Source organism: Mesorhizobium sp. AA23, assembly GCF_001672435.1.
Lineage (GTDB): Bacteria > Pseudomonadota > Alphaproteobacteria > Rhizobiales > Rhizobiaceae > Mesorhizobium.
In genome coordinates, this window is sequence record NZ_LYTP01000004.1 from 77206 (window position 1) to 101302 (window position 24097).

At 63.9% G+C, this 24097-nt stretch carries 20 protein-coding genes; 5 read left to right on the forward strand and 15 right to left on the reverse strand.

The genetic code is table 11. From position 1 onward, the window contains the following. Window positions 1-41: 41 nt before the first annotated feature. The gene (locus A9K66_RS05850) at window positions 42-2363 is read right to left on the reverse strand and encodes a PAS domain-containing sensor histidine kinase (protein WP_067320992.1); all 2322 of its coding nucleotides are present in this window, start codon (window positions 2361-2363) and stop codon (window positions 42-44) included. A gap of 173 nt (window positions 2364-2536) precedes the next feature. Next, window positions 2537-5182 (reverse strand): aminopeptidase N, encoded by a 2646-nt coding sequence (gene pepN, locus A9K66_RS05855; protein WP_067320995.1) that lies wholly within the window; start codon window positions 5180-5182, stop codon window positions 2537-2539. Between the two features lie 152 nt (window positions 5183-5334). Here pepN and A9K66_RS05860 point away from each other — a divergent pair, with 152 nt between their 5' ends. After that, a complete protein-coding gene (locus A9K66_RS05860) occupies window positions 5335-6282 on the forward strand; it encodes a DMT family transporter (protein ID WP_067320999.1) in 948 nt (315 codons plus the stop codon). A 2-nt stretch (window positions 6283-6284) separates the two neighbouring features. On the opposite strand, the gene A9K66_RS05865 is transcribed toward A9K66_RS05860, so the two are convergent. The 3 genes from A9K66_RS05865 to A9K66_RS05875 form a co-directional block, all read right to left on the reverse strand. Further along, window positions 6285-7097 (reverse strand): helix-turn-helix transcriptional regulator, encoded by an 813-nt coding sequence (locus A9K66_RS05865; RefSeq protein ID WP_067321002.1) that lies wholly within the window; start codon window positions 7095-7097, stop codon window positions 6285-6287. Between the two features lie 91 nt (window positions 7098-7188). After that, window positions 7189-8112 carry a uracil-DNA glycosylase gene (locus tag A9K66_RS05870; protein ID WP_067321005.1) on the reverse strand — a complete coding sequence of 308 codons (924 nt, stop codon included), beginning with the start codon at window positions 8110-8112 and terminating at the stop codon, window positions 7189-7191. Between the two features lie 68 nt (window positions 8113-8180). Further along, complete coding sequence (locus A9K66_RS05875; RefSeq protein ID WP_067321008.1) at window positions 8181-8819, reverse strand: hypothetical protein; 639 nt, start codon at window positions 8817-8819, stop codon at window positions 8181-8183. Window positions 8820-9070: 251 nt separating this feature from the next. Here A9K66_RS05875 and A9K66_RS05880 point away from each other — a divergent pair, with 251 nt between their 5' ends. Together A9K66_RS05880 and A9K66_RS05885 are read left to right on the forward strand one after the other, a co-directional pair. Further along, complete coding sequence (locus A9K66_RS05880) at window positions 9071-10750, forward strand: electron transfer flavoprotein-ubiquinone oxidoreductase (RefSeq protein WP_067321012.1); 1680 nt, start codon at window positions 9071-9073, stop codon at window positions 10748-10750. Between the two features lie 168 nt (window positions 10751-10918). Continuing rightward, window positions 10919-11512 carry a DUF922 domain-containing protein gene (locus A9K66_RS05885; RefSeq protein WP_066997555.1) on the forward strand — a complete coding sequence of 198 codons (594 nt, stop codon included), beginning with the start codon at window positions 10919-10921 and terminating at the stop codon, window positions 11510-11512. Window positions 11513-11556: 44 nt separating this feature from the next. Here A9K66_RS05885 and A9K66_RS05890 read toward each other — a convergent pair whose 3' ends face one another. From A9K66_RS05890 to A9K66_RS05905, 5 genes are all read right to left on the reverse strand, one after another. Continuing rightward, window positions 11557-12540: an endonuclease/exonuclease/phosphatase family protein gene (locus A9K66_RS05890; RefSeq protein WP_245307403.1), complete on the reverse strand. Its 984-nt coding sequence runs from the start codon at window positions 12538-12540 to the stop codon at window positions 11557-11559. A 166-nt stretch (window positions 12541-12706) separates the two neighbouring features. Next, a complete protein-coding gene (locus A9K66_RS05895) occupies window positions 12707-14167 on the reverse strand; it encodes an AMP nucleosidase (protein ID WP_245299647.1) in 1461 nt (486 codons plus the stop codon). Between the two features lie 127 nt (window positions 14168-14294). After that, complete coding sequence (locus A9K66_RS05900; RefSeq protein ID WP_067321018.1) at window positions 14295-14489, reverse strand: hypothetical protein; 195 nt, start codon at window positions 14487-14489, stop codon at window positions 14295-14297. A 32-nt stretch (window positions 14490-14521) separates the two neighbouring features. Further along, entirely contained in the window at window positions 14522-14674 is a 153-nt protein-coding gene (locus A9K66_RS30675; RefSeq protein WP_164747131.1) for a hypothetical protein, read from the reverse strand. A gap of 207 nt (window positions 14675-14881) precedes the next feature. Beyond that, window positions 14882-15223, reverse strand: a complete 342-nt coding sequence (locus A9K66_RS05905) for a DUF2147 domain-containing protein (protein ID WP_067321021.1) — start codon at window positions 15221-15223, stop codon at window positions 14882-14884. A 435-nt stretch (window positions 15224-15658) separates the two neighbouring features. Here A9K66_RS05905 and A9K66_RS05910 point away from each other — a divergent pair, with 435 nt between their 5' ends. After that, window positions 15659-15925: a sel1 repeat family protein gene (locus A9K66_RS05910; protein ID WP_066997543.1), complete on the forward strand. Its 267-nt coding sequence runs from the start codon at window positions 15659-15661 to the stop codon at window positions 15923-15925. 374 nt (window positions 15926-16299) lie between these two features. After that, window positions 16300-17421 carry an ABC transporter substrate-binding protein gene (locus A9K66_RS05915; protein ID WP_067321025.1) on the forward strand — a complete coding sequence of 374 codons (1122 nt, stop codon included), beginning with the start codon at window positions 16300-16302 and terminating at the stop codon, window positions 17419-17421. A 162-nt stretch (window positions 17422-17583) separates the two neighbouring features. Here the strand turns inward: A9K66_RS05915 and A9K66_RS05920 are convergent, their stop codons facing one another. From A9K66_RS05920 to A9K66_RS05945, 5 genes are all read right to left on the reverse strand, one after another. Continuing rightward, entirely contained in the window at window positions 17584-19545 is a 1962-nt protein-coding gene (locus A9K66_RS05920; RefSeq protein ID WP_067321029.1) for an acetyl/propionyl/methylcrotonyl-CoA carboxylase subunit alpha, read from the reverse strand. Between the two features lie 49 nt (window positions 19546-19594). Next, the gene (locus tag A9K66_RS05925) at window positions 19595-19969 is read right to left on the reverse strand and encodes a hypothetical protein (RefSeq protein WP_067321032.1); all 375 of its coding nucleotides are present in this window, start codon (window positions 19967-19969) and stop codon (window positions 19595-19597) included. Between the two features lie 120 nt (window positions 19970-20089). Next, entirely contained in the window at window positions 20090-20620 is a 531-nt protein-coding gene (locus A9K66_RS05930) for an O-acetyl-ADP-ribose deacetylase (RefSeq protein ID WP_067321035.1), read from the reverse strand. Window positions 20621-20622: 2 nt separating this feature from the next. Further along, window positions 20623-22230, reverse strand: a complete 1608-nt coding sequence (locus A9K66_RS05935; RefSeq protein ID WP_067321039.1) for a carboxyl transferase domain-containing protein — start codon at window positions 22228-22230, stop codon at window positions 20623-20625. Between the two features lie 654 nt (window positions 22231-22884). After that, window positions 22885-24048, reverse strand: coding sequence for an isovaleryl-CoA dehydrogenase (locus A9K66_RS05945; RefSeq protein ID WP_067321045.1), 1164 nt, complete (start codon window positions 24046-24048; stop codon window positions 22885-22887). Between the last annotated feature and the right edge of the window lie 49 nt (window positions 24049-24097).

Sequence of the window (24097 nt, forward strand, 5' to 3'; positions counted from 1 at the left end):
GTCATTCCCTGGCGCCGGCGTTTCGAATTTCAGCGCGCCAACTAAGCCGCCACCTTGACCATGGGCGGCGCCTTCTTCAGCGGGATGCGGACCGACACGATCGTGCCGACGCCTTCGGTGGAGCGAATCTTCAGCGCGCCCCCCTGCAGTTCGGCGAGCGAACGCGAGATGGCGAGGCCCAGGCCGGAACCGGTGTGGTTCTTGGAGAACTGGTTTTGCACCTGCTCGAACGGCCGCCCGAGCTTGCTCAGCGCCTGCTTCGGGATACCGCAGCCATTGTCCTCGATGGTGAGCACCAGCGCGCCTGAGGCGCTGCGCGCCCTGACCGTGATCTTGCCGCCCTGTCCGGTGAACTTCACCGCGTTGGAGAGCAGATTGATTGCGATCTGCTTGATCGCGCGGCGGTCGGCGTAGAGCCGCATCGCATCGGCGATGCGCGTCTCTACCGTGATCGACTTCTCCGCCGCCTGCAGCGAGATGACGCGAACCGTTTCCCTGATCAGCGGGCAGAGGTCGATTTCCTCGCGGTCAAGCGAGAACTGGCCGGCCTCGATCTTCGACATGTCGAGAATGTCGTTGATGACGCCGAGCAGGTATTTGCCGCTGCCGTTGATGTCGCTGGCATATTCCTCGTAGCGCTCGGAACCAAGCGGTCCGAACAGGCCTTGCTGCATCAGCTCGGAGAAGCCGATGATGGCGTTGAGCGGCGTGCGCAGTTCATGCGACATATTGGCGAGGAATTCGGACTTCGCCCGGTTGGCGGCCTCGGCGCGCTCGGTTTCCTTCATGTATTTGCGATTGAGCTCGACAAGCTCCTTGGCGCGTTCCTCCTCGGCGCGGCGGGCGAGGCTAAGATCGTGGATCGTCGCCATCAGGCGGCGCTCGCTGTCGACCAGCTTTTCCTGATGCAGCTTGATCTGGGTGATGTCGGAGCCGACCGAGACGATGCCGCCGTCTCTGGTCCTGAGCTCGTTGACCTGCAGCCAGCGTCCGTCGGCAAGCTGGCGCTCCAGCGTGACACCGCCATGCGGCCCGTTGGCGTTGGCCAGCCTGCGCTCCGAGGCGAAGGCGAGCATGCGCTCCTCCAGCATGTCGCGGGTCGCGCCCGGCATCACGTCACGGTCCGAGAGCCCGTTGTCCTGCTGGAATTTGGAGTTGCACATGATCAGCCGTTCGGCGGCATCCCACAACACGAAGGATTCGTTGATGTTCTCGATCGCCGTGCGCAGCCGCATGTCCGCCGCTTCCGAGCGCAGCGCGAGATGCCGCTGCTCGGTGACGTCGACGGCGATGCCGATCAGCTGGATCTCGGGCGCTTCCGGGTCGATCACCTGGGCGCGGGCGCGCATCCACACCCACTGCCCGTCGGCGTGGCGCATGCGGAACACCTGGTCGATATGGTCGATCTCGCGCTCGACGATGCGGTTGGCGAGCTCGAAGAGGTCGCCGTCGTCGGGATGGATGATCTCGTCGACCTCGCCGAAGGACAGCATCGTATCGCAGGGCTCGTAGCCCAGCATGTCGTACATCGAGCGCGACCAGTACATCTTGCCGCGCACCATGTCCCAGTCCCACAACCCGCAGCGGCCGCGCACCAGCGCCATGTCGATGCGCTGATGCGCTTCGAGATAGATGCGGTCGGCCGCCTGGGCGCGCGCCGCTTGGCCGAAATAGGCGTAAAGGATGACGATCAGCACGCCGGCCGTCAGCACGAACAACGTGACGTTGAGCGACACCGTCTTGCGCCAGCTGTCGAACACCGCCTCCTTGGGCACCAGCACCGCCGCGGCGTTGTTGCGGTCGCCGGTGAGGCTGACGGCGGCGAACCAGTCCTTGCCGCCGATGCTGACATCCATAACGCCGGCGCGGTCGCCGAACATGAACAGCGGCTGGCCGCCGAGCACGAGGCTGTCCAGCGAGCGTCCCTGCCAGCCGGTCGACAATGGCGATACCGCGAGGATCTTGAAAGCGCCGTCGGTGATGGCCAGCACGTGGCTGCGGCCCATGGCACCCTGGCGGCTGGTCTTCTCCAGAAGGTCCGTCGCATTCACGCCGGCTGCGTTCGGGTCGGCCGTAATCGCCTGTGCCATCTGGCCGGCGGCTAACGCCAGCACCGACTTGGCGTCGCGTTCGACCTCGTCGCGGTCGTTCACCAGCGACAGGAAGCGCAGTGCGGCGATGACGATCAGGAAGATGATGATCAGTGCGGGGATGGAGCGGCGCAGCAGCGGTTCCGCCGCCAGCAGCCGCTGGTAGGCGGGTTCGGCGATCAGACGCGCATTGCCGGCAGGCCCGCCGCTCCTTGCCTCGCGACGCGCAAAAGCTCTCCCTCCGGGCGCGCCCCACGCGTCCGTCTTGGCCATAAATGGCACTCCCCGATTTGCCGCATACTTGACGATCCGGCTACGCCGCACGTCCGAATCGTCAATAAGGAATCAAAGGTGATTCGCCTTGTCCAGAGGCGCGGCCAAAAAAGATTAAAAGTTGATTGAAATTCGTCGAAACTGCTGATCTCCCCCACGAGGGAGATTGCTAATCACACCAGCGTCCGCTCCACGATGTCGCGCAGGTCGGCCGACAGGTTGTCGGCGTTCGCGATCTGCAGCAGTGCCTGCCTTGCCTTGTTCTGTCGGACCGGTTCCAGCGAGCGCCAGGACCTGAGCGCCGTCGCCAGCCGTGCTGCCACTTGCGGGTTGCGCTTCTCGACCTCCAGCACGGTCTCGGCGAAGAAGCGGTAGCCCTGGCCGTCGGCGAGATGGAAGCCGGTCTGGTTGGCGCTGGAGAAGGTCCCGATCAGCGAGCGCACCCGGTTCGGATTCGCGATCGAGAAGGCAGGGTGCTGCATCAGCGCGCGCACCTTTTCGACGGTCAGCGGTCCCGGCACTCCGGCCTGGATCTGGAACCATTTGTCGAGCACCAGCGCATCGCCGCTGTATCTCGTTTCGAAGGCCGACAGCGCCTCCTCGGCTTGCGCGGAGCCGGCATGGCGGTGCGCCAGCACGGTCAGCGCCGCGGCGCGGTCGGTCATGTTGGTGGCGGCGTTGAAATGCCGCGCGGCAAGCGCCGCGCCTTCGGGCAGGAGCGACAGGTAATCGAGCAGGATGTTGCGCAGCGCGCGGCGCCCAGCGCTTGCCGAGTCGGGCGTGAACGGACCGTTGTCGGCCAGGCTGGCGTAAAGGGCCGAGAAGATCTCGCGATTCGCCATGGCAATCGTCCGCGCCAGCGCCTCGCGGGCGACGAAAATGGCGTCGGGATCGATGCCCTGGCCGATGTCGCGCGCAATATCGGCCTCGCCGGGCAGCGACAGAGCCAGCGCCCGGTAGGCCGGCTCCAGCGTCTCGTCGCGGGCAATGCTTCCGGCAAGCTCGGCGAGCTTTGCGTCGAAGGCCGACTCTTTGCCGCCCAGCAGCTGGCGGAACGCCGCTATGAGCGCGTCGGTGAGCAGCGTGTTGAAGGCCTGCCAGCGCGAGAAAGGATCGCTGTCATGGCTGGCCAGGAAGAACTGGTCGTCGGCCTTCTGCTGCACCGAGAGCGTGATCGGCGTCGAGAAGCCGCGGTTGAGCGACACCGAAGGTCGCTCCGAAACCCCCGAGAAGCGCACCGTGTGCCGCCGCTTTCGGACATGGATGATGCCGTCCTCGACGGTGGCGCCATCGACGGCTGTCCAGGCGACAGGCTTGCCGCCGGCGCCGACCAGGCCGAAGGCGAGGGGAATATGCATCAGTCGCTTGCGGCTTTCCGACGGCGTCGGCGGCACCGACTGTTCGATCTCCAGCGTGAATGCCTTGGCCGCCGCATTGTAGGAGGAACTCACCGTCAGGTTCGGTGTGCCGGCCTGATGGTACCAGAGCGCGAACTGCCCGAGGTCTCGGCCCGAGACGTCCTCGAACACTTTGAGGAAGTCCTCGATCGTCGCCGCTTCGCCGTCATGCCGCTCGAAATAGAGGTCCATACCGGCTCGGAAGGTTTCCGCTCCGAGGATGGTGCGGATCATGCGCACCACTTCCGAGCCCTTCTCGTAGACTGTTGCCGTGTAGAAGTTGTTGATCTCGCGGTAGCGGCGCGGCCTGACCGGATGCGCCAATGGCCCCTGGTCCTCGGGGAACTGATGCGCGCGCAGCGTGCGCACCTCGGCGATGCGCTTTACCGCGCGCGAGCGCTGGTCGGCCGAGAATTCGTGGTCGCGGTAAACCGTCAGCCCTTCCTTCAGGCAGAGCTGGAACCAGTCGCGGCAAGTGATTCTGTTGCCTGTCCAATTGTGGAAATATTCATGCGCGATGATCGCCTCGATATTGGCGAAGTCGGCATCGGTCGCCGTCTCCTCGTCGGCCAGCACATATTTGTCGTTGAAGATGTTGAGGCCCTTGTTCTCCATGGCGCCCATGTTGAAGTCTGACACGGCGACGATGTTGAAGACGTCGAGGTCGTATTCGCGGCCGAAGACCTCCTCGTCCCATTTCATCGAGCGCTTCAGCGCATCCATCGCGTAGCCGGCGAGCCGCTCCTTGCCGGGCTCGACATAGATTCCGAGCTCGACCTTGCGGCCGGATAGGGTGGTGAAGCTTCCCGCGACCTTGCCGAGCGCGCCAGCCACCAGCGCAAAGAGATAGGAAGGCTTCGGGAAGGGGTCGTGCCAGACGGCATAGTGCCGGCCATCCGCGAGCGCCCTGCTTTCTACGGGGTTGCCGTTGGACAGCAGCAGCGGCGCCTCGTTGTGCGGCGCCTCGATGCGCACGGTGTAGACCGAGAGGACGTCTGGACGATCGAGGAAATAGGTAATGCGGCGAAACCCCTCCGCCTCGCATTGGGTGCAATAGACATTGTTGGAGCGATAAAGGCCCATCAGCGCCTCGTTGCTGGACGGCGCGATCTCGGTCTCGAGACGAAGCTCGAAGCGCCGTGCCGCCGGCGGCGTCGGAATGATCAGCTGGTCGGGCGTAGCCTGATAGTCGGCTTCCGGGAGTACCTGCCCGTCGATGGCAACGCTGAGCAGCTTCAGCCCGTCGCCGTCGAGTGCCAGCGGCGCGGAAGCGGCGACCCCCTGGCATCGCTCGACGGTGAGCACGGCAGTGACGCGGGTGGCATCCGGAGACAGACGGAAATCGAGGCTGGTCCGCGGAATGAGATAGTCGCTGGGGCGGTAGTCTTCGAGCTTGAAGACATGGCCGGTATCTGTGCGCATTCCGTCGTTTTTCCTATCAATTCGGGTGGGCAGCAGGCTTTGCTGGTGGGGGAATTCTAAAGTCCGCGTTCTTTACACCAAACGGTCACTCGACAAAACTGCGCCAAGGTCTATTTCTGGGCTTCGTTTTCCGACCATCGTCACGAGGCAAGATGACCGTCGATCATGCCGTCGGCCACAATATGCTGCGCGGCATTGCGCTGAAGATTGTCTCCGTGGCGGTCTTTGTCGGCATGCAGACCTGTATCAAGGCGGCCGGCGCCGTGCCCGCCGGACAGATCGTCTTCTTCCGCTCCTTCTTTGCCATCTTGCCGATCATCGCCTTTCTGGCCTTCAAGGGCCAGCTCGCCACCGCATTCACCACGAAACGGCCGTTCAACCACATCGCGCGCGGCGTCGTCGGCGTCGGCGCTATGGGGCTCGGCTTCTTCGCGCTGACCAGGTTGCCACTTCCCGAAGCGATCACGCTGAATTATGCCCAGCCGCTGCTGGTCGTGGTGTTCTCTTCAATCTTCCTGGGCGAGACGATCCGCGTCTATCGCTGGAGCGCGGTCGCCTTCGGCCTCGTCGGCGTGTTGATCGTTTCCTGGCCGGAACTGACGCTGTTGAATTCCGGCGAGGCGCTCGACGACCAGGAGGTGCTTGGCGTCATGGCGGCGCTGATCGCCGCGACGATCTCGGCCGTCGCCATGCTTCTGGTGCGCAATCTCGTGCAGACCGAGAAGACGGCGACCATCGTGCTGTGGTTTTCCTCGACGGCGAGCGTGCTGGCGCTGCTCACCCTGCCTTTCGGCTGGCAGATGCTGACGCCGATGCAAGCCGCGCTGCTTGTCATGGCAGGCTTCTGCGGCGGGCTCGGCCAGATCCTGATGACGGCCGCCTACCGCCACGCCGAGGCTTCGGTCGTGGCGCCTTTCGAATATAGCTCGATGATTCTCGGCGTCGTCATCGGCTATCTTGTGTTCGGCGATGTGACGTCGCTCAACACGCTGATCGGCGGCGTGATTGTGGTTGCCGCCGGCATCTTCATCATCTGGCGCGAAAGGCAACTTGGCCTCGAGCGCACGCGCACCCGAAGGGCGACGCCGCCGCAGGGGTAAGCCTACGAAGCGGCCGTCCGCTCCTTCGCCAGCCACACCAGCACGGTCCGCGTCTGGTCGTCGGCGGGGAAGAAGGATTCGATCGCCAGCTCCGACAGCGTCACGTCGAGCGGCGTGCCGAAGACGGTGATCGTGCTGATGAAGGACAGCACCTGATCGCCATGCGCGAGCCTGAGCGGATGGACGATGCCGCTTGGCTCGACGGGCGCCGGCCGGCTGCTCCTCAGCCCGGACGGATAGCCGCGCAATTCCTTCTCCAACTCGATCAGCATGGAGTCGCCGGTGGCGTCGTTCTGGTGCTTGAGGCGCTCGAGCAGATGCGCGCGCCATTCCGCGAGGTTGACGATGCGCGGCGCGACGCCACCGGGATGCAGGCTGAGCCTCAGCACATTGACCGGCGGCTTGAGCAGCCACGGCTCCGAGACGTCGGCCAGGAACGGGCCGATCGCCGCGTTGGCGCAAACGAGGTTCCAGTGCCGGTCGACCGCCAGCGCCGGGAAGGGCTCGTGGCCCTTGAGCACCGTCTCGACCGCAGCCATCGCCGGCGCCAGCGTCGTATCGGTCAGCGGCCTTTCGCTGAAGCTCGGCGCGAAGCCGGCCGCGAGCAAAAGCTGGTTGCGCTGGCGTAGAGGAATGGCAAGCTGCTCGGCCAGATGCAGCACCATCTCGCGCGAAGGCTGGGCGCGGCCGCTTTCGACGAAGGAGAGATGCCGCTGCGAGATATCGGCTTCCATGGCGAGGTCGAGCTGGCTCATGCGCCGGCGCGTGCGCCACTCGCGAATGAGGCTGCCGGCGGAGACGTCGGGTGTTGTCATGGGGGATGAGTAGGCCGGCGAGGGGAGTAATTCAATTACCTGAGAGGTTATCGCTCCCCTTCTCCCTTGTTGTGGGAGAAGGGAAGGTGCTTCACCCCAACGCCCTCAGTTTCGCCTTCACCTCGAGAAAATCCCGCCACGCCAGCTTCTTGTGTGCAGGCGTGCGAAGCAGATACGCCGGATGCAGCGTCGGCATCGCTGGAATGGCAATGCCCGACTGGGTTGTGTGGACGCGCCAATTGCCGCGCAGGCGCAGGATGCCCTCGGTCGTGTTGAGCAGCGTCTTGGCGGAAGGGCCGCCGAGATTGACCAGCACCTTCGGATTGACCAGCTCGATCTGCCTTTCGATGAACGGGCGGCAGATCTCGGTCTCGTGCGGCGTCGGCGTTCGGTTGCCCGGCGGGCGCCACGGGATGACGTTGGCAATATAGGCCGATGTCCGGTCGAGGCCGATCGCTGCCAGCATGCTGTCGAGCAGCCGTCCGGAGCGGCCGACGAAGGGCAGCCCTTCGAGGTCCTCGTCGCGGCCCGGCGCCTCGCCGACGAGCATCAGGTCGGCATTCGGGTTGCCGTCGGCGAAGACCAGGTTCTTGGCGGTGAATTTGAGATTGCAGCCGTCGAACGCCGCCATCTGCTGGCGCAGTTCGTCAAGCGTCGAGGCGCTCGCCGCCAGCTGCCGCGCGAGCTTGATCTGCCCCTCGTCGGGGACCGTGGCGGTGGTGAGCGTCGGGCGCCGCGGCGCATCGGGCACTTGGCTTGCGTCAAGTCCCGTCGATGCCGCCGGCCGTTCCGCCGCCCGGCCTGCCTCCAATCCGGGCTCCGATGCCGGCCGCTCCAGGGGCATGCTTTCACGCGCGGTTGCGGCCTGCGCCGGCGCGCGCTCGGCTTGCTTCGGCTTGGCCTCGGCGAAGCGGTTGACAGGTGTGTCTTCCAGCGCCTCGTCAACGCCGGCGATGGCATAGAAGGCCAGCAGCTCTGCGATATCGATCGGGTTGTTGGGGGAGGCGGCAGTCATGGCGCCACCATCGTCCGCGCGGCAAAGATTTGCAACCGCCGGGAATTCGCCATTCAGCGCAATGTCTGTCAGCCCGTCGGTATGCGCGGATCCTGCACTAGGAAAAATGTCCAGCGCGGCGTGTAGTCGGTGATCAGGAACTCGAACGTCGCCGTCTTCAGCGGGTCGACCTTGCCGTTCTTGAACAAGAGCCGGTCATAGGGTTCGAACTGGCGGTCGAAATCGGCGAAGTTGCTCGAGACGATGTTGTCGGGATTCTTGTTGCGCTGGTCGAAGGAGAGACCGTCGCCGAACACGCTCGGCTGGTCGAGGATTTCCTGCAGCTCGAACTGGAACTCGACCCAGGGCAGGGAGCTGTTGTTGAGCACGTCGATGCGCATGTACATAACCCCATTGGCCACGTTGCCGGCCCTGCCGAAGGCTTCGATCGGCCGGATCGCGCGGATGGTCAGCGTCACTGGCGTCGCCGAATTCAGCTCCTCGGTGATGACCAGCGGGTCATCCTTGGTGCCAATTCCGGAAGCGCCGGTGATGCGGAAGCCGCCGAGCTCGTCGGAAAAGGAGTAGGCGCCGGCCGCCCAGACTTTTTGCGGATCGGCCTGGGCGGCGCCGAGCGAAAAGAGGAGCGGAAGAACCGCGCGGCAGAGCACGCCGAGCGTGAAGAGTAAGCGCTTCAATGAAAAGCCGATTGGCTCGGGAGTGCGCATGGGGCCAAGTATTGCCGATAAGCAAGCCGTCGAACAATTAAAAACGTGCCGGACAGGCCTGGCCTTCCAACTGCATGGCCCTGGCCTATGCTTCGCCGTCGCCTGTCCGATGGCCGTTTCGTATGGAACACCGCGACTTTTTGTCGAAATCGGCTTTGTCACGTCAGCGCCGGTTTCGCGTCGCGAATTGATGCGCTATGCAGCGCGTGAGCCAGCAAAATGCGAGAATAGGGCAAGCCAGCGAGGGGCAGATGAGCGAAATCGAACGCGAGAGCATGGAATTCGACGTGGTCATCGTCGGCGCCGGTCCGGCCGGCCTTGCCGCGGCGATCCGTCTGAAGCAGCTCAACCCCGACCTTTCCGTCGTCGTGCTGGAAAAAGGCGGCGAGGTCGGCGCCCATATCCTGTCCGGCGCCGTCGTCGACCCGATCGGCATCGACCGCCTTTTGCCGGGCTGGCGCGAGGAGGAAGGGCACCCTTTCAAGACGCCTGTCACCGACGATCATTTTCTGGTGCTCGGCCCCGCCGGGTCCTTCCGCCTGCCCAACTTCCTGATGCCGCCGCTGATGAACAATCACGGCAATTACATCGTCTCGCTCGGCAATGTCTGCCGCTGGCTGGCGACCAAGGCCGAGGCGCTCGGCGTCGAGATTTATCCGGGCTTTGCCGCGGCGAGCCTTGTCTACAACGAAGCCGACGCCGTGACCGGCGTGATCACTGGCGACATGGGCGTCGAGAAGGACGGCACGCATGGCCCGGCCTACGCCCCCGGCATGGCGCTGATGGGCAAATACGTGCTGATCGGCGAGGGCGCGCGCGGCTCTTTGGCCAAGCAACTGATCGACAAATACCAGCTTGCCGACGGCCGCGAGCCCGCCAAATTCGGCATCGGTCTCAAGGAACTCTGGCAGGTCAAGCCTGAGAACCACAAGCCGGGGCTGGTGCAGCACTCCTTCGGCTGGCCCCTCGACATGAAAACCGGCGGCGGCTCCTTCCTCTACCATCTCGAAGACAACCAGGTGGCGGTCGGCTTCGTCGTCCATCTGAACTATAAGAACCCCTGGCTCTCGCCCTTCGAGGAATTCCAGCGCTTCAAGACTCATCCGGCGATCAGAGGCACCTTCGAGGGCGCCAAGCGGATCGGCTATGGCGCGCGCGCCATTACCGAGGGCGGCTGGCAATCGGTGCCGAAGCTTTCATTCCCGGGCGGCGTGCTGATGGGCTGCGCGGCCGGCTTCGTCAACGTGCCCCGCATCAAGGGCTCGCACAATGCGGTGCTGTCGGGCATGCTGGCGGCCGAGCATGTCGCGGACGCCATTGCCGCCGGCCGGGCCAATGACGAGCTCGCCTCCTATGAAGACGCCTGGCGCGGCAGCGACATCGGCAGGGACCTGAAGAAGGTGCGCAACGTCAAGCCGCTGTGGTCGCGCTTCGGCACCATCGTCGGTGTCGGCATCGGTGGTCTCGACATGTGGCTGAACACGCTGTTCGGCTTCTCGCCCTTCGGCACGCTGAAGCACGGCAAGGCCGACTATGCGACGCTCGAGCCCGCCTCCAAGCACCAGAAAATCGCTTATCCGAAGGCGGATGGCGTCTTGACCTTCGACCGGCTCTCCTCGGTGTTTTTGTCCAACACCAACCATGAGGAAAATGAGCCCGTGCACCTCATCGTCGGCGACATGGCGCTGCAGCAGCGTTCCGAGCACGACGTGTTCGCCGGGCCATCGACCCGCTACTGCCCGGCCGGCGTCTATGAGTGGGTGGACAAGGACGGCAATGCCGCTGCCGACCCGTCCGCCAAGGACGTGCGCTTCGTCATCAACGCGCAGAACTGCGTCCACTGCAAGACTTGCGACATCAAGGACCCGAACCGGAACATCAATTGGGTGCCCCCGCAAGGCGGAGAGGGGCCGGTCTACCAAGGCATGTGAGCCCCACGTCTGGCCGCGCCGGCTCGCCAGCCGCCATCCTGCGGCTGGCGAGAGCCGGGTAACAGGCGGCACCTACGAGCAATACCGGTTGCGACGGCGCAACCTCAAGGCTGTTGAATCCGCTGCCTGCTTGTGTTCCCTTTCCCTAAGGATAGGGAGGAGACGGTTATGCGCATGGCGGTTCTGACATGCCTTGTCGCTCTCGGCGCGCTCTGCGCGCCGCAGGCTTCGGCCGGCACCAGGGTGCTGGTCCAGACGCGCACCTATGACATTGCCGGCAATTCGGGCGCGGCGCTCATCGAGGCGATGGGCAGCAAAGGTCCCAAGCACGGCTTCATGACGCATGCCATCGCCCAGACCGCCTATACGGCCGACTGGGAGCTTGGCGTTATCCAGGACAAGGGCTCGTGCCGGATACGGCAGGCAAACGGAACGCTCAGTCTCTTCTACACTTTCCCCCGCTTGGCGTCGCCAGCCACGCCTGCATTGAAGAAGCGCTGGAACCGGTTCTTCGCCGGCGTGCGCGCCCACGAGGGAACCCATGGCCGCATTGCCCGGGAAATGATGCGCGTCACCGATCGCTCGATCACCGGTCTTAGGGTCGCTAACGACCCTTATTGCTACAAGGCGCGCAGCGAGGCGCGCCGGCGCATCCAGGCCGTCTATGCCGAATACGAGGCCAGGCAAAATGCCTTCGATGCCCGCGAGCACCGCGAAGGCGGTCATGTCGAGCACCTCGTCGCTGCTTTGATCAGGCCTTAGCGGCACAAGCAGAAACCGGCGATGCGGCGGGAAGCAATGCGACGCTAACCGCCCGTGTTGCCAAGTTGTGCGTTTGCCGCCAGCGCCGACTGATGCTCGTCCTCGGGCTGTCGGCCGTCGGACCGCAACGAGAACTCGATCAGCACCGGCAAGTGGTCGGAACCGGCGTCTTCCAGCCGCGTCGCCGAGTGGATGGTCACGGCGCCCTTGCTGAACACCTGGTCGATCGGCAGGCCGGCGAAGCGCCGGATGAAATCCGGTAGCTTCCGATGGATCCAGGTCGGCCCGGCCGACGGCATAACGCTCAGTCCGCCGAGCGAGGCGACACGACGCACTGCAGCGCTCCACGGCACGGCGTTGCAGTCGCCGGCCATGATGGCGGTTTCGCCGAGCGCGGCAAGCGGCCCCGCCAGCTCGCCGATCTGCCAGTACTGCTCGCGCGGCCACGGCCAGCTCAAATGGATTGCCGCGACATCGACGCCGGTGCCGCCGAAATCGATCGTGGCGGTAGCCATCGCGCCGCGCGGCTCGCAATGCGGCGCCGTGCCGGCGGCAAAAGGCCGTCGCGAGAGCAGCGCGACGCCGAACACGCCGTTGGGGTAGGGGCAGAGGATGCGGTACGGATAGGCGCCGGTGATATAGCCGAGCTCTCTCGTCCACATTCCCGACACCTCGTCGAGGGTGATCACATCAGGGTTGGTGCGGCCGATCAGCGACAGCACCTTCTTGGGCGTCGGATTGTCGAAGCGAAGATTGATCTGCAGCAGGCTATAGACGATACGGTCGGCAGGTTTGGCGACCGCCTGCTGCGGCCACAACCTGGGCAGCGCGCTGGCCGTCGTGGCGAGGCAGGCGAGGGCGAAGAGCAGCGCTGCTGCCGCCTGCAGCCGGTAGGAACTGGCAAGCAGCGCCACCGCCAGCAGCGCCGTGAGCACGCTCAGGTGAATACGAAAATGCGAGAACGAATCGAGGGCCGGATGCAGCGCGCCGAGGAATCCGGCCAGCAGCGCGGCCGTGAGTGCCGTCATCGCCAGGAATGCCACCCCAGCCGTCATGTTTGAGCGCGCGCCGCCTGTTGTCATGGTCAGTCGTGTTCTGCCGAATGTCGCCGGCATCTTTTTGCAGCGACATACTCTCGCTCAGGCCTGCTTATCGGCAAAATTGCGGCCCGGGCAAGACGATGAGTTGCCTCGGCTACTGGAAAGCAGTCTCGGAGAAGCTTCTCAACTTGCGCGAATGCAGCCGCTCCATCGGCATTTCGGCCAGCTTCTCCATCGCCCTGATGCCGATGGTGAGGTGCTGCGCCACCTGCCGCTTGTAGAATTCCGTCGCCATGCCGGGCAGTTTCAGTTCGCCATGCAAAGGCTTGTCGGAGACGCACAGCAGCGTGCCGTAGGGCACGCGGAAGCGGAAGCCGTTGGCGGCGATCGTCGCCGATTCCATGTCGAGCGCGATGGCGCGCGACTGCGAAAGGCGCTGCACCGGTCCGCGCTGGTCACGCAGTTCCCAGTTGCGGTTGTCGATGGTGGCGACGGTGCCGGTGCGCATAATGCGCTTGAGATCGTAGCCGGAAAGTCCCGTTACCTCGGCGACCGCTTCCTGCAGCGCCACCTGGATCTCGGCCAGCGGCGGGATCGGCACCCAGACCGGCAGGTCGTCGTCGAGCACATGATCCTCGCGCACATAAGCATGGGCCAGCACATAGTCGCCCAGTGCCTGCGTATTGCGCAGGCCGGCGCAGTGGCCGAGCATCACCCAGGCATGTGGCCGAAGCACCGCGATATGGTCGGTGATGGTCTTGGCATTGGACGGGCCGACGCCGATATTGACCATGGTGATGCCGCCATGGCCCGACTTCTTCAGGTGGTAGGCCGGCATTTGCGGCAGGCGCTGTGGCGGGGTGCCTTCGCTCGCCGCGCCGGCCCCGGCCTTAGTCACGAGGTTGCCCGGCTCGACGAATTCGCTGTAACCGCCGCCGCCGCTCTCCATCAGCTCGCGGGCCCGCGCCACGAACTCGTCGATGTAAAACTGGTAATTGGTGAACAGCACGAAATTCTGGAAATGCTGCGGGCTGGTCGCCGTGTAGTGCGTCATGCGGTGCAGCGAATAGTCGATGCGCTGGGCCGTGAACGGCGCCAGCGGCCTCGGCTCGCCGAACGCCACCTCGAAAGTGCCGTTGGCGATCTGGTCGTCCGTGCCGTCGAGATCCGGCACGTCGAACAGGTCGCGGATCGGCCGCCTGATCCGCTCGGCAGCCGTGCCATCGACATAGGTGCCCTCCAGGAAGGCGAAATGCAGCGGGATCGGCGTCGTCGATTCCGACACCGTGACCTGGACGCCGTGATTGCGCATGATGAGCCGAAGCTGCTCGACGAGATAGTTCTCGAACAGCTTTGGCTGGGTGATGGTGGTGGCAAAATGCCCGGGCGTCGGCATATGGCCGTAGGCCTGGCGCGAGTCGATCTGCGTGAACGAGGTGGTGGTGACGCCGATCTGCGGATAGAAGGCCCGGTAGCGCCTGCTCTCGTCGCCGCCGGCGGCGAGCTTGGCGAAGGAATCGCGCAGGAATTTGGTGTTGCGGTCGTAGAGCGCCTCCAGCGCCGCGACCGCCTTCTTGGCGTCGTCAAAACTCTGCCTGCCGAAAGGCTCCGGCATGACGACCGATTCGATGGCTTGGGGGTAGATTCGCTTTTCCATGGCCCAATATAGGGATTTGGAAGAGCGCTTGGGAGGGGGAGGCGGGCGCGAAGCCCGCCTTGCGGAGTATTTTTCTCTGGCCGTGTCAGCCACGCTGCAGGCTGACCAGCAGCACGAAGCCGATGCCTGCCTTCTTCGGCGTTGGCGCCTCGATGACCGAACCGGCGTCGGCGCGCATCATCGGCACCGCCAGCACAGGAGCGGCAAGCACCATCAGGATGAGCATCGCCCGCGGCAGGAGCCGAAGAGCTTTGAGGGTGGAGGCAGCGATGCGGTTCATGGTGGTCGTTCCGGTTTCGAGTATTGGTCGTTTCAGCGGCCGAAATGGTTCATGCAGTCCAGCCGGCAGGTATCGGCCATTCGCGGTGAGCGCGCCGGACGGCCGGCTTCGGCCACGAGGATGGCGAAGAACATGCCGAACAGGCTCATCAGCAGGCAGACGATGGTGAAGCGGCGGACAAGCATTGGTCTCTCCTTCAATGGCGAGGAGAATGCCCGAACGCCTCTGAACCGGTTCTGAGACCGATATTCATCTGCCGTTCAAATTGGCTGATGGGGTCATGACCGGCCGAAGGCCTGCGAAGTGCCTTGTCCAGCGTTGCGCTCAGAAACGGCGCTCAAAAAGAAAACGGGGCGCCGGGCCCCGTTTTTGTATCGTCATCCGTTCGACTGTCAGAGCTTGTGCCAGGTCTGGGTCTTGCAGATCAGTCCGCCCAGAACGCAGCCGCTCATCTTTAGCGAGGTGCCGGAAAGCGTCGCCTTGCCGGAATAGGTCTTGTCGGTTTCGGGGTCCGTTATGGTGCCGGTGTACTTGTTGTCGCCGGCCGCCTTGAAGGAGCCGATCGTCTTGCCGGCATATTTGCCGGACTTGAGCGTGATGGAAAACGCCCCGCCGCCGGCGATCGCCGCCGTCGATCCGGCCTGCGTCTTCCAAGCGCCCTCGATCGGGTCGGCCGACGCGGCGCCTGCCATCATCAAGGTGGCCGCCAGGGCCAGGCTGACTTTTCGAAACATGCTTGTCCTCCCTTTAGGGTTCCGGCGGGCCTCGTCCCGCCTCTCTGTCCCTTACGCAAACGTAAAGCTAATCCAGCCATCGCCAAAACGAAAGCCGTGCCGCGACGGAAGCTTGTAAGGATTTCGGCCGCGTCGGTCGCTGGAAATGAACGGATGGCGAAAAAGGCTTCGGTTTCCGTGGTTAGCGAAGTCTTGATTCCCGCGCCTCAAATTTTCGACGAATTTGGCGCAGATCGGCTGAATTGCTGGATTCCTATGCTTAACGGTTCTTCGCGTTTACCTCTTGTTTTAGCTTTGTTTTCTTCAAATTAAGCAAGCCATTTAACGACGGATTCAAGGCGAGCCGTCATCCTCGAAAGCATCGAAAGAGCGGCCCGCCCAGGGGAATTCCAGGGACAGAAGGAGGCAGCTCTCGGGAGCAGACAGGGGATTGAAATGGCACGCTTTGAAATGCTTGAAGCCGGCTTCGGCGCCATGGGGGCAACTGCCCAGGCCGACATTCTTTTCGAACTGGGCATGATGTATGCGACCGGCCGCGATTGCGAGACCGACGTCATTGCCGCCCACAAATGGTTCAACATCGCCGCGATCAAGGGATCGCTCCGCGCCGCCGAGCTGCGCTCGGAATTGTCGGCATCGATGTCGAAGGCCGAGATCGCCAAGGCGCTGCGCGAAGCGCGCGAATGGATGACGATGCACTGATTTTGCGGGGTAAGGGCCGGAGCTCTTAAGGGACAAGGCCGCAAAAGGCCGGTTAACCAGACCAAGAACGCGGCAGGTCAACGAACTCAAGCCGTGCGACAACACAGGGAAGCGAGCGGGTTCAGGTGCGCGGGGCGCCGGGAAGCTCGACTGCAAAAGCCGCGACCGGCCGGGACAAGGCCGGCGCGGCTTTTGCATTTGCGCAGTCTCCGGCTGTATGGGAACGGCGGCTTGGCCCAAGAACTCCCCGTCGGAATGAACCAAATCCCGATACATTGTGCTCTCGACAGTTCCGGCGAAGGGTGAAATTGTCCCGGCTCTCTGGAAGAAGCGTGGCCGGAACGGCCGCGCGCAAGTGGAGGAGTTCTATTGTCATGAAAAGATTGGGTATTTTGAGCGCGGCCGCATTGGGCCTGACGATGAGCGCATCGGTTGCCTTCGCCGACGACATCACGATTTCGGTGGTCGGCCCGATGACCGGGCAGCTCGCCAACATCGGCGACCAGTTCAAGCAGGGCGCGCAGGCCGCGGCGGATGCCATCAATGCCGCCGGAGGTGTCAACGGCAACAAGATCAAGATCGACATCCAGGACGACCAATGCGATCCGAAGCAGGCCGTGTCGGTCGCCAACCGTATCGTTGCCAACGGCGTCAAGTTCGTCGACGGCCATGCCTGCTCGGGCTCGAGCATTCCCGCTTCCGCCGTCTACGCCGAAGCCGGCACCCTGATGATGAGCCCGGCCTCGTCGAATCCGGAACTGACCGACGCCGCGGCCAAGGCCGGCTGGCCGACGATCATGCGCCTCTACACGCGTGACGATGCGCAGGGCGCTTTCATCGGTCCATGGATCGCCAAGAAATATGCCGGCAAGAACGTCGTCGTCCTGCACGACAAGAGCGCCTACGGTCAGGGCGTTGCCGATGCTGTCAAGGCGACCATGAATGCCGGCGGCCTCAAGGAGGTCGACTATGAAGGCATCAATGCCGGCGAGAAGGACTATTCGGCTTTGGTCACCAAGCTGAAAGAGCTCAAGGCCGACGTCGTCTATTTCGGCGGCTACCATCCGGAGGCCGGCTTGATCCTGCGCCAGGCAGCGGAGCAGAACGTCAAGTTCCAGCTGATCATGCCGGACTCGATCGCCTCGCCGGAATTCTGGCAGATCGCCGGCCCGGCCGGTGAAGGCACAATGTTCGTCTTCCCCTCGGATCCGCAGTCGAAGCCGGAAGCGAAGGAGGCCGTGGCCAAGATCAAGCAAGGCGGCTTCACACCGGAAGGTTTCACGCTGTTCTCCTATGCAGTGATCCAGGCGGTGGCCGAAGGCGTCAAGCGCGCCGGCACCGACGACCCGGCCAAGGTCGCCGAGGCGCTGAAGGACGGCAAGCCGATCAGCACCGTGGTCGGCGACGTGATCTTCGACGAGAAGGGCGACCTGAAGAACGCCAGCTACGACATCAACCAGTGGCACGACGGCAAATACGCGCCGATCAAGCCGTAATTCGTTCTGCAGATCGATTGGAAATGGCCGGGATTTGTCCCGGCCGTTTTCGTATGTGCCTTGGCACTGATTTGGAGGCCAGTTCGGCGCTCTACGGCGCCCCCCTGGAGTTCTGCCGCCCCAGCCAGTTTGTCCCGTTGCCGATCCAAGGCGACCGGCAGCTCAGCCCCGTGCGTCCTCGAACCGCACCAGCACCGTGCCGTCGCTCACTTGCGCGCCTTCGGCCGCGATCTCGGCAATCACCCCATCATGGGGTGCGGCGATCGTGTGCTCCATCTTCATCGCTTCGAGGATTAGGAGCGGCTGGCCCTTGATAACGGTATCGCCCGCTGCCGCGCGCACCAGCTTGACCAATCCCGGCATCGGCGCGCGCAGGCTGTCCGACGCGGCCGCGGCCTCATCCGCCTTGGCCAGCGGATCCGGCACCGTGAATGTATATCCGACCGCTCCTACGAACACCGTGACATGGCCCGGCCAGCGCGCGCTGCGCGGCATGCTCCTGAGGTCGTGCGCGTTGATCGCGTCATGCGGCGCCTCCAGCGCCACCTGGAAGCGGCCGTCAGGCCGCGCCGATACCCGGGCCAGGATGTTCTCCTCGCCGTAACGCAACCGGGTGCGGCGCGCCAGCGTATGGAAATGCGCATAGCCGGCGAGCGAGGACCACGGATCGGCGGCCGGACCCGCCGTGCTTGCGTCGGTCGCTGCCAGCGCCGCCGCGGCGATCGCTTCATCGCTTGGCGGGGGAACAGCGACGAGAGCATCCTGATGCCGGCCGATCAGGCCGGTGTCGATATCGCCCGCCGCGAAATCGGCGTCGGCGGCGAGTGCTGCAAGGAAGGCGGTGTTGACCGTCGAGCCGGCAACTTCGGTTCGGGCCAGCGCCTTGCGCAGCGCGCCAAGCGCGGTGGTTCTGTCCCTAGCGTGCACCACCAGCTTGGCGATCATCGGATCGTAGAAGGGCGAGATCGCATCGCCGGCCCGCACGCCGGTCTCGATGCGCATGGCGGCATCCTCCGGCGGCGTGTCGGGGAATTTGAGATGATAAAGCGTGCCCGTCGCCGGCAGGAATCCCTTGGCCGCGTCCTCGGCGTAGATGCGCGCCTCGAAAGCATGTCCGGCAAGGGCGATCTCGTTCTGCGCCTTCGGCAGTTTTTCGCCGGCGGCGACACGAAGCTGCCATTCGACCAGATCGACGCCGGTGACCATCTCGGTGACGGGATGCTCGACCTGCAGCCGTGTGTTCATCTCCATGAACCAGAAGCGGTCGGCTTTGAGGGCCTCGGAAGCATCGACGATGAATTCGATCGTGCCGGCGCCCGAATAGCTGATTGCCTTGGCGGCCTTCACCGCCGCTTCCGTCATCGCCTTGCGCAGCGCCGGCGTCATGCCGGGGGCGGGCGCCTCCTCGATCACCTTCTGGTGGCGGCGCTGCGCCGAGCAGTCGCGCTCGAAAAGATGCACGACATTGCCGAAATTGTCGCCGAACACCTGGACTTCGATGTGTCGCGGCTTGTCGACATATTTTTCGACCAGAACGCGGTCGTCGCCGAAGGCAGCCTTGGCCTCGCGCCGCGCTCCGGACAGCGCCTCGGAGAAGTCGTCCGGATGGTCGACGCGCCGCATGCCCTTGCCGCCGCCGCCGGCGCGCGCCTTGATCAGCACCGGGTAGCCGATCTCGCGCGCTTTTGTGGCAAGCAGCACAATCTCCTGCGCTTCGCCGTGATAGCCGGGCACCACCGGAACGCCGGCCTTTTCCATCAACCGCTTGGCGGCATCCTTCAGCCCCATGGCGCGGATCGAGGCGGCGGACGGGCCGATGAAGATGAGGCCCGCCGCCGTCACCTGGTCGACGAAGTCGGGGTTCTCCGACAGGAAGCCGTAGCCGGGGTGGATTGCCTCGGCGCCTGTGGCAAGCGCCGCGGCAATGATCCTGTCGCCGCGCAGATAGCTGTCACCGACCGGCGAGGGGCCGATATGCACCGCCTCGTCGGCCATCTCGACATTCAGCGCTCGCACGTCGGCATCCGAATAGACGGCGACTGTTCGCACGCCGAGCTTGCGCGCGGTGCGGATGACGCGGCAAGCGATCTCGCCGCGATTGGCGATCAGGATCTTGCCGAACATGGATCATCCCGAGTTTGCGACGGGCAGCGCCAATTCGGCAGGCGCGGGCCTACTTCGATGCGGCGATCTCGCAGGCGCCGCCCGTAGTCACCTTGTAGTGCGCGCGCGTGGCCAGGCAGGATTTCATCGCCAGCTCTTCCGCAACCTTTTGGGACGGCGCATTCAGGTGTCCACCACAGATGATGTAAGACGACATGATCCGGGCATAAGGCGTGGTCGCGTAGGCTGAATGGCCGCTCGCCGCCAGATAGGCCTTGTATGCCCTGTTGCACGGATCCTTGGGATTGCGTGGGATGTAGGGTGGAAAGCGCTTGTCCCCCTCGCTTCCAGCCAGCGACCCGGCGACGACAGCGCCGCACGAGGCGCATATAAGCATTCCTGCAAGTATCGACGCGGATGCTTTCCGCAGATATTCTCGTATCATTTTTACCCCATCCCCATGAGACAATGCAGGATGAGCAATATCGAATATTTGCCGGCGTCGCTAGATGGTCACTCAAGAATCTCGATCTCGTGAACGGGTGGAACGTCTTTGTCATAAAGTTCAGGCTCCCCCAATCGCAGCAACGGCTGAGCTGTATAGTCTGGCAGTCAGATCGTCGAAGCAGCAGAAAGTTACCGTCTCGGGGATGGCGTTTTCGCCTAGAAAAACAGCAACCGTGCCGACGGCTACTTCGGTAGCCTGATCTTTCGGATAGCCGTAGATGCCGGTCGAGATCGCCGGAAATGCTATCGTTCGACAGTCTTTACCGGTGGCAATCTCCAGCGAGCGCCGATAGCAGGAGGCGAGCAACTCCGCCTCGCTCTCGCCCCCGCCGTGCCAGACCGGGCCGACAGTGTGAATGACATAGCGCGCCGGCAGCCGGTAGCCTTTCGTCAGTTTGGCATCCCCGGTCCTGCAGCCGTTCAGCGTGCGGCATTCGGCGACCAGCTCCGGCCCGGCGGCGCGGTGGATAGCGCCGTCGACACCACCGCCGCCGAGCAGCGAGGAATTGGCGGCATTGACGATGGCATCGACCTTAAGCCTGGTGATGTCGCCGGTATGCACGCGGATCCTATCGCTGACGCCGCTCATCGTCACATCCTGAACACGCCGAACTTCGTTTCCTCGACCCCGGTATTGAGCGCCGCCGAGAGGCTGAGCGCCAGCACCTCGCGCGTCCTGGCCGGATCGATGATGCCGTCGTCCCAAAGCCTTGCCGAAGAATAGAGCGGGTGACCCTCATGCTCGTATTTCATCAGGATCGGCTTCCTGAATTTCGCTTCCTCTTCGGCGCTCCACTCACCGCCCTTGCGCTCGATGCCCTCGCGCTTGACCATGGCGAGCACCGTCGCCGCCTGCTCGCCGCCCATCACCGAAATGCGCGCATTCGGCCACATCCACAGGAAGCGGGGCGAATAGGCGCGGCCGCACATGCCGTAATTGCCGGCGCCGAACGAACCGCCGATGATCACCGTAAGCTTCGGCACGCGTGCCGTGGCGACCGCCGTGACCAGCTTGGCGCCGTCCTTGGCGATGCCGCCGGCCTCATACTTTCGCCCGACCATGAAGCCGGTGATGTTCTGCAGGAAGATCAGCGGAATGCCGCGCTGGCAGCAGAGCTCGATGAAATGCGCGCCCTTCAGCGCGCTTTCCGAGAACAGCACCCCATTGTTGCCGAGGATGCCGACCGGCATGCCGTGCAGATGCGCAAAACCGGTGACCAAGGTGGTGCCGTAATTCTGCTTGAACTCGTCGAACTCGGAACCGTCGACCAGACGCGCGATCACCTCGCGAACGTCATAGGGCTGGCGCAAATCAGTCGGCACGATGCCGTAGAGTTCATGCGGATCGTGAAGCGGTGATACTGGTTTCTGTAAGTTCAGGCTTACGGCCTTGTTCCGATTCAGGTTCTTGACGATGCGTCGGCAAATGGCCAGCGCGTGCTCGTCATCCATGGCATAGTGGTCGGCGACGCCGGAAAGCCTGGTGTGGACCTCGGCGCCGCCGAGCTCCTCGGCGCTGACGTCCTCGCCGGTGGCAGCCTTCACCAGCGGCGGGCCGCCAAGAAAAATGGTCGCCTGGTTGCGCACCATGATCGTTTCGTCCGACATCGCCGGCACATAGGCCCCGCCCGCCGTGCAGGAGCCCATGACGCAAGCGATCTGCGGGATGCCGGCTGCCGACATGTTGGCCTGGTTGTAGAAGATGCGGCCGAAATGCTCACGGTCGGGGAAGACCTCGTCCTGGTTGGGCAGGTTGGCGCCGCCGCTGTCGACCAGGTAGACGCAAGGCAGCTTGTTCTGCAGCGCGATCTCCTGGGCGCGCAGATGCTTCTTCACCGTCACCGGATAATAGGTGCCGCCTTTCACCGTCGCGTCGTTGACGACGACCATCACCTCCCGGCCTTCGACACGGCCGATGCCGGTGATGATGCCGGCCGACGGAATATCCTCGCCATACATCGACCATGCCGCGAACTGGCCGACCTCGAGAAAAGGCGAGCCGGTGTCGAGCAGTTGCGCCAATCTTTCGCGCGGCAGCAGCTTGCCGCGGCTTTGGTGGCGCTCGCGCGCCTCGTCCGAGCCGCCGCGCTCGATGCCCGCCGCCTTCTCGGCGATATCGTCGACCAGCGCCCGCATGCGCTCGGCATTGGCGCGGAAGCTTTCCGAGGAGGGGGAGATTTGGGTTTGGAGTGTGGCCACGTTAATCCTCACACCTCTTGATGCCGCAACGCAACCAGTGTAACAGCCCGCACCCGGATGCTGCGTGCGCAGCGCGGCATCTTTTGTACGAATGACACCTCAGGAGGCGACGATGAAAGGCATCGATATGCGTTTCACCAAATGTCTCCCCTCGGCCATGGCCTGACGCCGCCGAAGGGCGGCTTTCCACGTCCCGGATTCGAGCAAAAGGAACACGGCGCCTGCAAGCGCTGTGGGTGTCACTATGTATGTGCGGTTTGTAACGCCGCTGATCCATCCGAAGAGCCGGGTAGAGAGCGGCTTTTTCCATGCGTCCTGGTACTTGTACCGGAATGGCTGCCCGGACTGGATCCATGGCGAACTGGAGGATTAGTTCGACTGGTTCAATCGGCATTTGCCCATTCCTGGCCGGGTTGGGCGGCATTTCAAGCGCCGTGAGTCGATTTGGGGCGTCTGCTGGTTCCACCCGAACGCCAAGGAAGCCATCAGCCGTGCGCGCTATTGCGCCTGGCTGATCGAGGAGGGCGGCTTGCCTGTGCGCTCGATCACGTCCCGGCGCGAGCGTGAGGTTCTGTGGCGCGATGAGCATCAGATCGTCGCCAAGCCGACCGACGACCTGCCCAAGGCGTTCGGCCGAGGTGACGGAGGGAGACATCACACTCCCTCCGCCATGATCTCGCGGCCGATCAGCCAGCGGCGGATCTCGCTGGTGCCGGCGCCGATCTCGTAGAGCTTGGCGTCGCGCAGAAGCCGCCCGGTCGGATAATCGTTGATATAGCCGTTGCCGCCGAGCAGCTGGATGGCATCGAGCGCCATCTGCGTCGCCTTTTCGGCCGCGAAGAGCACGCAGCCGGCGGCGTCCTTGCGCGTGGTCTCGCCGCGGTCGCAGGCACCGGCCACGGCGTAGACATAGGCGCGCGCCGCGTTCATCGTCGAATACATGTCGGCAAGCTTGCCCTGCACCAGCTGAAAACTGCCGATCGGCTGGCCGAACTGCTTGCGCTCATGCACGTAAGGCACCGCCACGTCGAGGCAGGCCGCCATCAGCCCGATCGGCCCGCCGGAGAGCACGGCGCGCTCATAGTCGAGGCCCGACATCAGCACCTCGACGCCGCGCCCTTCCTCATGCAGCACATTCTCGAACGGCACCTCGACATTCTCGAAGACGAGCTCGCCGGTGTTCGAGCCGCGCATGCCGAGCTTGTCCAGTTTTTGGGCCACCGAAAACCCGGCAAAGGTTTTTTCGATGATGAAGGCGGTGATGCCGCGCGAATTGCGCTCCGGATCGGTCTTGGCATAGACCACCAAGGTCTCGGCATCGGGTCCGTTGGTGATCCACATTTTCGAACCGTTGAGCACATAGCGGTCGTTGCGCTTTTCGGCGCGCAGCCGCAGCGACACGACGTCCGAGCCTGATCCGGATTCCGACATTGCCAGCGCACCGACCTTTTCGCCCGAGCAGAGCGCAGGGAGGTATTTCTCCTTCTGTGCCGGCGTTGCCCAGCGGTTGATCTGGTTGACGCAGAGATTGGAATGCGCGCCGTAGGAGAGGCCGACCGAGGCGGATGCGCGGGAAATCTCCTCCATCGCCACGACATGCGCGAGATAGCCCATACCGCTGCCGCCGAACTCGGGATCGGCGGTGATGCCGAGCAGGCCGAGCGCGCCGAGCTCCCCCCACAGATGTGCCGGGAATTCGTTGGAGCGGTCGATATCGGCCGCGATTGGCGCGATCCTGTCTTGTGCGAAGCGCCTTACGGTATCGCGCAACGCCTCGATGTCGGCATCAAGCCCGAAGTTCAGCGTATTGGTGTACATGGCGTTCCTCCCGGCGCATGAACCCGAAATCGACTTCGATAAGGATAAT